The organism is Streptomyces sp. NPDC005195, assembly GCF_040608315.1.
Classification (GTDB): domain Bacteria; phylum Actinomycetota; class Actinomycetes; order Streptomycetales; family Streptomycetaceae; genus Streptomyces; species Streptomyces kaempferi.
The window spans coordinates 1-7,469 of sequence record NZ_JBEXHZ010000117.1; the positions used below are offsets into that span (position 1 = coordinate 1).

Below are 7,469 nucleotides of genomic sequence, written 5' to 3' on the forward strand. Positions count from 1 at the left end.
CCCCCTCACGGAACTCCGCGTCGAACTTCCGCCTCTTGCCTGCCATGACCCTCAACTTCCCCTGCAGTCACGGTCTCTACGCTACGAGGGGAAGGCCACATCGGGGTTGGTGGCGGGGTGCCGTGCGCGGCCTGACGAGGAGAGAGGCCGCGCACGACGAGGGGCGCCGAGTGCTGGGATGACCAGGCAGGAAGACTACGAGTGAAGGGGCTCCAGCACGCTTCCCCAACTGCCCCTTACCGTCGCACCGCCCTGGGGTGTAAAGCGGAGGCCGTCAGATTCGATCGTTGCCTGGGCACCGTTCGACTGGCGCGTCAGGATGGAAAGCTGGGTATACGAGTCGGCGGATTCATAGTAAAGGCAGTCTTTCCACTGGTAAGTATCCCCGGCCAGCTTGATGTCGCGAGGCCCGGTACCCTCAACGGTCGTTGCCGGAATTGAAGCGTCTTGATACCACCTGTACCAATACGGGTCGAGCTTAATTGTCCGCTCTATGCATGACACGGCTCCCAGGTCCGGATGCAGAGCGATGGTCTGTACACGTGTATTGGTCGCAATGTCAAGGGCGTGCGCTGACGGCGTGATTGCCATCACGCACGCTGATGCGACTGCCAATAGGACTATTCCGCGCCTTTTCATTAAATTCCCCTTTGATCGCGGGCGAATTCCCGCTTATCGAGCGGCGTGCACTGTACTTGGCTTAGCTCACCCTCACCATACTCATAAAGATTCTATTTGCGGCCATCTCGTGACGTAAATTCTTCCCATCCCGAGCGGCTCGGCGGTCACGTAATTGCACATTCCGGACTTTCCTAATTAGCAATCCGGTCACGCGGTGGGAGGCAGGAGGGTGACTGCTATCCGTGATCCGTCCGGGTGGTCCTCAGCCCGGAAGCGGATCAGGCCGGCTTCGGCCAGTCGGTGCAGAGCCGTGCGAATGATCACGGGTGAGACCCTGAGGGCCCGGGCCGCGGGGCTCAAAGGGAAGACCACCGTCGGTCGGCGAAGAGCGCGCGCGGATCGGCGGCGAGGTCTACCACCAGTCCGGCCACAACGGCACCGTGGGAAACCTTCCTGGCACTGACAGCCCAGCCAAGAGCCCATTGATCGAACGGAATTGCCTGCACGGAAAACTCCCTGGCGATCGTTGTGAACGAGCGTCGGCCGGCGCTCCCTGTGCTGTGCCGTGCGTGGCGGGGCACCCGCCGGCATCGTGGCACCGGGCACGCGACCGCACCGCGTTGAACACGGCGACTGGATGACAGCCGGCCTCCGGAGACCTGGTTGTCGTGAACGGGAAACTCACCGCGGACCAACTCGCCGTGCTCACCGCCTCGGACTCAACTGGGACTGAAGACACCGGGGCTGGCGAGCGGGATACCGTGCGCAGCCGCCGACGGGGGGCGAGGCAGCTGCGCACGGTCAGGAGCGCCCCAGTGCAGGGCGTGTCGGGGCGCCTGTCAGCATCGTGCCATGGGCAATGAGGCTGCGCCGTGTGGGGCTTGGCGGCTGTGTGACGGCTGGCCTCACGCGGCCCGGGCGCCAGTGCGGGGCGCAGCGGCCGGGACAGGCCGTCGCAGCCGTGCTGGGGGTTCGTCGCGGGGTTGTTTGTCCTGGCGGCCGAAAAGCTTTGAACACTCCGGTGGGTCGCGAGGCTTCGCTGGTGATGCGGCAGGCCTCGCAGGTGCGTCCGTCCGCCGGCGGAGCGGAAGGGTCAGTGCCGCCAAATCCCTTGAGCGGGCCGCCGCAGGTCTCGCAGGGTGGCCCCGGCGGGAGGAGAACGGGTTCGGGCTGCCGGGGAACGCGCGGCTGGTCCCAGCCTTCGTCGGCAGCGGCCCGTCGCGCCTTCTCCTGTGCCGTTTGACGTTCTCGCTCCGCCTGGCGCTCGTCGCGTGCCCTTAACCCGCAGCGATCGTTGAGAAGACATCGCACGCCGCACCGCCCCACGGCTAGGCATGCGATTCCTGAGGGCCCGATCCCCGCCCGGTCTCGGGCCCTCACCATGTATTTTCATAGAAATATTTGGCGTATTGCGCGGTTTGCGTGGCTGTCGTATTCATCGTTGGTCGGCATCGTGAATGCTTTGATCACCGGTCTTTTCAGCGTCGCGCAGTGCAGGGATTCTGACAGCGAGGAGGGCCATGTCGTCGTGGCCGTCGCTCGGGTGGTGGTCGGCGAGGGTGTCGAGCAGTTCCTGCAGGGGCAGACGGGCGTGTGCGGCGGCCTGTGCGGCCAGGCGTGCCATGGTCCGGTCGAGGGGCTGGTGGGGGTGTTCGGTCACGCCGTCGGTATAGAAGATCACGGTGGATCCGGGCGGGAGACGCCGCGTGTGGTCACGGCGGGTGATGCCGGTGTCGACGCCGATCGGCAGGTCGGGTTGCGCTGCGAGATAGCGGGCCTGTCCGTCGGGTGTGAGCAGCAGGGGCGGGGGGTGGCCTGCGGTGCTCCAGCGAAGTCTCCAGCCGGTTCGCGTGTCGGCGGGTGGTGTGGGTTCGATGCGGGCCAGGCAGATGGTGGTGACGGGGTTGGCCGTGAGGGCTTCGACCGTGTCGTCGAGTCTGGCGAGGACCTTCGCGGGACTGACGGTGGTGTTGTGGACGAGGGCCAGGAGCATGTTGCGGATCTGCGCCATCGCGGCGGCAGCCTGCAGGTCATGGCCCGATACGTCTCCGATGACCGCGGCGATGCCCCCATTGGGCAGGAGGGCGGCGTCGTACCAGTCCCCGCCGATGTAGCGGGGCGTGGTAGCCGGACGGTAGACAGCGGCGGTCTCGAACGGGGGCAGGGACGGCAGCCGCGGCAGGAGCATCCGCTGGAACTGCTCCGCATCGAGGCGGGCCTGCTGCCTCAACGAGGCGTCATCGATGGCGAGGCCCGCCGCTTCCGCGAAGGACGCGATCATGGCTTCGTCATGGGAATCGAACGGGCGTCCGTCGTGGCGCTCGCACAGATACAGGTTCCCGTAGACCCTGCCCCGGACACTGACAGCGGCTCCCACCATGCAGCGCATCGGCGGATGCCCCGGCGGGAATCCAACCGACGCCGGATGCGCCGCGATGTCCTTCACCCGGACCGGCTCAGGATGCGTGATCAGGAAACCGAGAAGCCCCCGCCCCGACGGCAGCTCCACCCCGGACATCGCAGCGATCTCCGCTTCCGAAAGCCCCACCGGAATGAACTCCCGCAGCCGCTCGCCCGACTCGTCCAGCACCCCCAGAGCGCCGTAGCGGGCCCCGACCAACTCCATGGCCGTACGCACGATCAACTCCAGCACGTCCGACAGGTCCTGATCCCGGCTGATGACCGCTTCATACAGCTCATTCAGCCGGTTCTGCCCCCGCGCCAGGGCAACGAGCTGCTCAGCGATCTGCGCCAGCTCCGTACCCAGCCGTAACCGGCGGGCCCCCGAAGGCGAATCGTCCGGGCTCTCGGTCACCGCAAGCCCTCTCGCACTCCGCAGGATGATCTGAACACCACGCCAGTCTTTCCCCCACACACACCAGCACATCGGATTGACCCATCAGCGGTATGTCCCCAAGACGAGCACGCCCCCCGGTGCCGGCGGACCCGTGGTCGTACCCGAGCACCAGGACCGTCCACGAACCGCTGTGACAGCCTCACACAGCCCTGGCTAGGGGGGCACGGCAGTCGGGGTGGCCCGTCACAGTCGTGCCGGGGGCTCGTCGCGGGGTTGTTTGTCCTGGCGGCCGAAGAGGGCTTTGAACAGGCCGGCAGGCGGCTGCGCGGCTTCGATGATGCGGCACGCCTCGCAGGTACGCCCGTCCGGCCGCGGGGCAGAAGGATCTTCACCGCCAAGTCCCTTGAGCAGCACGCCGCAGGTCTCGCAGGGCGGGGCGGGTGGGAGGGCAGGTTCGGGCTGAGCGGGAATGTGCCGCTGCGACCAGTCCCCGGCGGGGGCCGTTCCTTCTTCCCGCTGGCGGGCTTCCTGTTCTTCCCGGGCTGCGCTGCGTTCGTCCTCACGCCGGCGCCAGGCTCTGCGGTCCTGGGGGTTGTCCAGGGCGTCCGTGAGGGTTTCCCACCGGCGGTGTCCGCAGCGCCACCACACCGGTGCGAGCGGCCCGGAATTCTGGATGCGGTCGAGGGTGGTGAAGAGAACCGGGATGGCGTCGGTGAAGTCGACGTAGCCGTCCGGCTCGCCACCGAAGCCGCTGAGCTTCTGATACGTGCCCGCCCAGTGTGCGCGGGTCAGATCCAGCACCCGGTTCATGCGGTTCTTCAGCGCCTGCTCTCCCAGCCGGGTACCGGGCTCGAACACCACGACGATCGGCGGATACCCGTCCCGGCTCGTCGGCGGGTAGAGGCTCTGCCACAACGGGACGCTCAGACTCGCATGGACCGCGTGGGCTACGGGGATCGTGGGGTCCTTGACCTTCACCCGGAAGTACTGGTGGTAGCGGACGAACTTCCCCGCCAGGACCTCGTCCGCCTCCGTGCACCGGTCGACCTCCACCAGCAGCACTGGCAGCCCGGCCTCCGGGGCCCGCAGGACCGCGTCCGCACGGACGGAGGGCCATGTGCGGCTCGTGCCCGGCAGGTTGTGCACCACCTCCGTCGCCCACGACGACACCGACCCGAACCCCAGCGGGACAGCGGGCTCGGCGGCGATCGTTGGCGTGGCGGGCTCTGTGGGCGCCCCGGGGGCAGGAGTTGGGGTGGTGCGCGCGATGGGGCGTGTGGGAGCGGGCTGGGTGCCGGTCAGCGCGATGACGGTCTCGTTGACGGCCATCGCGTGCGGGGCACCCGAGCGGGCCGCACCACGCGCGTTGCCGCCCATGTCCCCGGCCGGACGTCCGAGTGCTTCGGCTGCGGCAGTGATGCCGAGCGGGGTCAGGCCCCACAGCTTCTGCCCGTCCCGGGCACTGCCCTCGGAAAGCGTCAGTCCGTGCTTGGCCAGGTCCAGGCAGGCGTTGCGCACACCCTTGCTGTCCTTGTGCCCCGGACAGGTCAGCCTGCGGATCTGATCGGCACTCGCCACTTTCAGCACACCGAGCGCGGCAAGCACGTGCCCGCGCACCGCGCTGGTCGACCCGTACGGATACGTCAACGAACCACCCACACCCATACCCTCCCGACCCCCGCCTCACCGCCCCCGGCGCCGACAGGCGCCCGGGGCCGCGGACCGGCCGCGCCGGGCCGCGCACCCCACGCGAACCCGCTGGACCCTCTCGACTCGACGCCGCACCACCCTGCCACCTGCCGCTGACATCACACACAAGGCAGAGGGGCAGGAGGAGAGGAGAGAGGGTTGTCGAGACCCGCGGTCGGGCCTGGTCAAGGGGCCTGACCTGCACAAACGCGGGCCGCTCTACTGCACAAGCCGGTAGGGGAGTTGGTAGGAGGAACGGTAGGGAAGACGGTAGGGGGAACGGTCCACTCCCTACCACGCCACACCACCGGCCACACCACCCTTGCCAAGGCCAGACCGGCGGTCCGCATGATCGCTGCGCAGTGAGCACCCGAAGTGCCGATGATCACCGGCACGCCCATGAAGGTACGGCTACGGGCGAGTGCTCTTGAAACGGACCGCGGAGCCCCACCGCGCCTGCTGATCAGTCATGCACCAGGTGCACAGAGGGAGGCCTCCGGGGCCGTAGCGCCAGGTCTGCCGCTGGCATCCCGCACACAGGCCGATCTGGCTGCCGGCGCAGTGCATCGTGCTGGGATCCGGATCCGATATCGGGGGCGCTGCGGTCGTCATCACTGTGTCCTCATCCGGGCGGCGAACACTCACCACCTCGAACAAAGAATAGAACACTCCCTGATTGTCGGACGGGCGCCATCCCGTGCAGGTATGTCACGAGCCCGGACGGGCGCCCCGCCACCAGTCTTCGACGGGTCCTTGCGGCTGCAGGTACCGGGCGCTCGAATATAATCGAACGCGTGTCCGATCTGCCGCCTGATCCCGCGCGATCCTCGCCCACCTCGACCGGCAGCTCGCCGACACGGACACCATCCGCACCTACCTCCGTCTGCAGCGCGAGGAGGTGCAGCGCGCCCTCCGGGCAGCCGGCCGACCATCCCGCTCGCCGCGGCCGCAGCTGCGGCCGGCGCTGGTGCCACCGCCGTTCCCCGCCGAACGGCCTCCCAACGGACTCACCGGGCCGGGAGACGGCTACATGCTGGAGATCAAGCGCCACCCCAAAGACCCTCAGCCCGCTGTCCTCCACGTCGACAGCTGCACCAGGGCCAGCCGGAGGACGTCTCCGATCTCCGTAGCCCAGTTCCGCGTCGCTGTCCGTGACAGCGAGTTCATCAAGACCTGCAACTTCTGCCGACCAGAAGACAAGCCGGACAACACATCCGGCTGAGCCGTTGCGCAGCCGGTGCGCAACGGGCCGACCACAGCGGACCGCCACCTGCGCAACCCTGCTCTAGCCCCGACCACAGACCCGACCACGGCTGGTCACAGCGTTGCGCAGTCCCTGTGTACTGCCATGCGCAGCCAGTCCGGCGGGACACTACGCAACGGCCGGATGAGGGCAGGGTGCCTGCACTGGTGTGGCCTTTGGTGTGGCCACCCCACAGCCCACACCAGCGGGGCGGACATATCTACTCCGTACCCGCGGCCTTGGTCCCGCTCCTGTCCTCGGCCCCTGGCCGAACGTCGATTGGGAAGCTGTCCTCCCGGTTACTCAGGGACCTGCCGATCAATAACTCATAGATCTTGGTGAGGGCTACGGGGGTGTGAGGTCGTGCCCGGCGATGTCGGCGAGCTGTTGTGCCGTGGTCACGGTGAGGGCGCCGACCGGGACCGTGTATCCGAGCGCGGTGAGCACGGGGGTGACCTCCCGGAGGGTCGCGCCGATCCGGCTCTTGGCCAGGCCGGTTGCCTCGGCGAGTGGCGTCTGGGCCATGGCCCAGCGCTTCGTGAGGAGGAAGACGACAAGCTGGTCGGAGACGGAGAGCCGTCTGCCGCCGGCGCCGGGGCCGCCGTCGGGGCGTTTGCCGGGCAGGAAGACCGGCGGGTGCTCGGCGCACCAGGCTCGGTAACGGACGGCGAGATCGTCAAAGGCTGCGGCCTCGAGTCCGGTGAGGCTGGGGTGCCGCAGCCACATGGGGAGCTTGTCCCCGGTGGGAAAGCGCCCGAACCCGGCAATGGGCGGGGACGGTTCGGGAGCGAGTGGTTCGGGGCGCAACGTGTAGTTCCACGTGCCGTGCCACTCGTGCGGCGTCAGGGGCAGGCGCTCCATGACGGTGTCGGGGACGGTGACGCCGGTGGGGTAGGCGCCGGGGTCGAGCTCGGCGTGGACGGACAGCCCGCTGCGTGTCGTGGTCGCCCCGATGGTGCTGACGACGACTTCGTGGCTGGTCAGTGGCCTGCCCCGCCAGTTGATGCTGATGTGTGAGAACAGCCGGTGGTGAAGTAGGCCCAGAGCGCGGTCTCGTCTTTCGAGCGAGCCGTTTCTCTGGGCCTCTTCCCGCACCCGGCGTGCCACTCTCGCGGCACC

At 68.1% G+C, this 7,469-nt stretch carries 3 protein-coding genes and 1 pseudogene; 1 reads left to right on the forward strand and 3 read right to left on the reverse strand.

Going from position 1 to position 7,469, the window contains the following annotated elements:
* Positions 1-2,056 precede the first annotated feature (2,056 nt).
* Together ABZV34_RS36015 and ABZV34_RS36020 are read right to left on the reverse strand one after the other, a co-directional pair.
* Positions 2,057-3,436: a GAF domain-containing SpoIIE family protein phosphatase gene (locus ABZV34_RS36015; RefSeq protein ID WP_356286441.1), complete on the reverse strand. Its 1,380-nt coding sequence runs from the start codon at positions 3,434-3,436 to the stop codon at positions 2,057-2,059.
* 225 nt (positions 3,437-3,661) lie between these two features.
* Positions 3,662-5,077, reverse strand: coding sequence for a replication-relaxation family protein (locus ABZV34_RS36020; RefSeq protein ID WP_356286444.1), 1,416 nt, complete (start codon positions 5,075-5,077; stop codon positions 3,662-3,664).
* 1,060 nt (positions 5,078-6,137) lie between these two features.
* On the opposite strand from ABZV34_RS36020, the gene ABZV34_RS36025 reads away from it, so the two are divergent.
* Positions 6,138-6,329 (forward strand): DUF6233 domain-containing protein, encoded by a 192-nt coding sequence (locus tag ABZV34_RS36025; RefSeq protein ID WP_356286447.1) that lies wholly within the window; start codon positions 6,138-6,140, stop codon positions 6,327-6,329.
* 366 nt (positions 6,330-6,695) lie between these two features.
* Here the strand turns inward: ABZV34_RS36025 and ABZV34_RS36030 are convergent.
* Positions 6,696-7,469, reverse strand: a pseudogene (locus ABZV34_RS36030) (hypothetical protein); the annotation flags it as partial.

Bases quoted from the DNA above. Each gene is read 5' to 3' on its own strand.
- ABZV34_RS36025 (WP_356286447.1), top strand. From the start codon at position 6,138: ATGCTGGAGATCAAGCGCCACCCCAAAGACCCTCAGCCCGCTGTCCTC.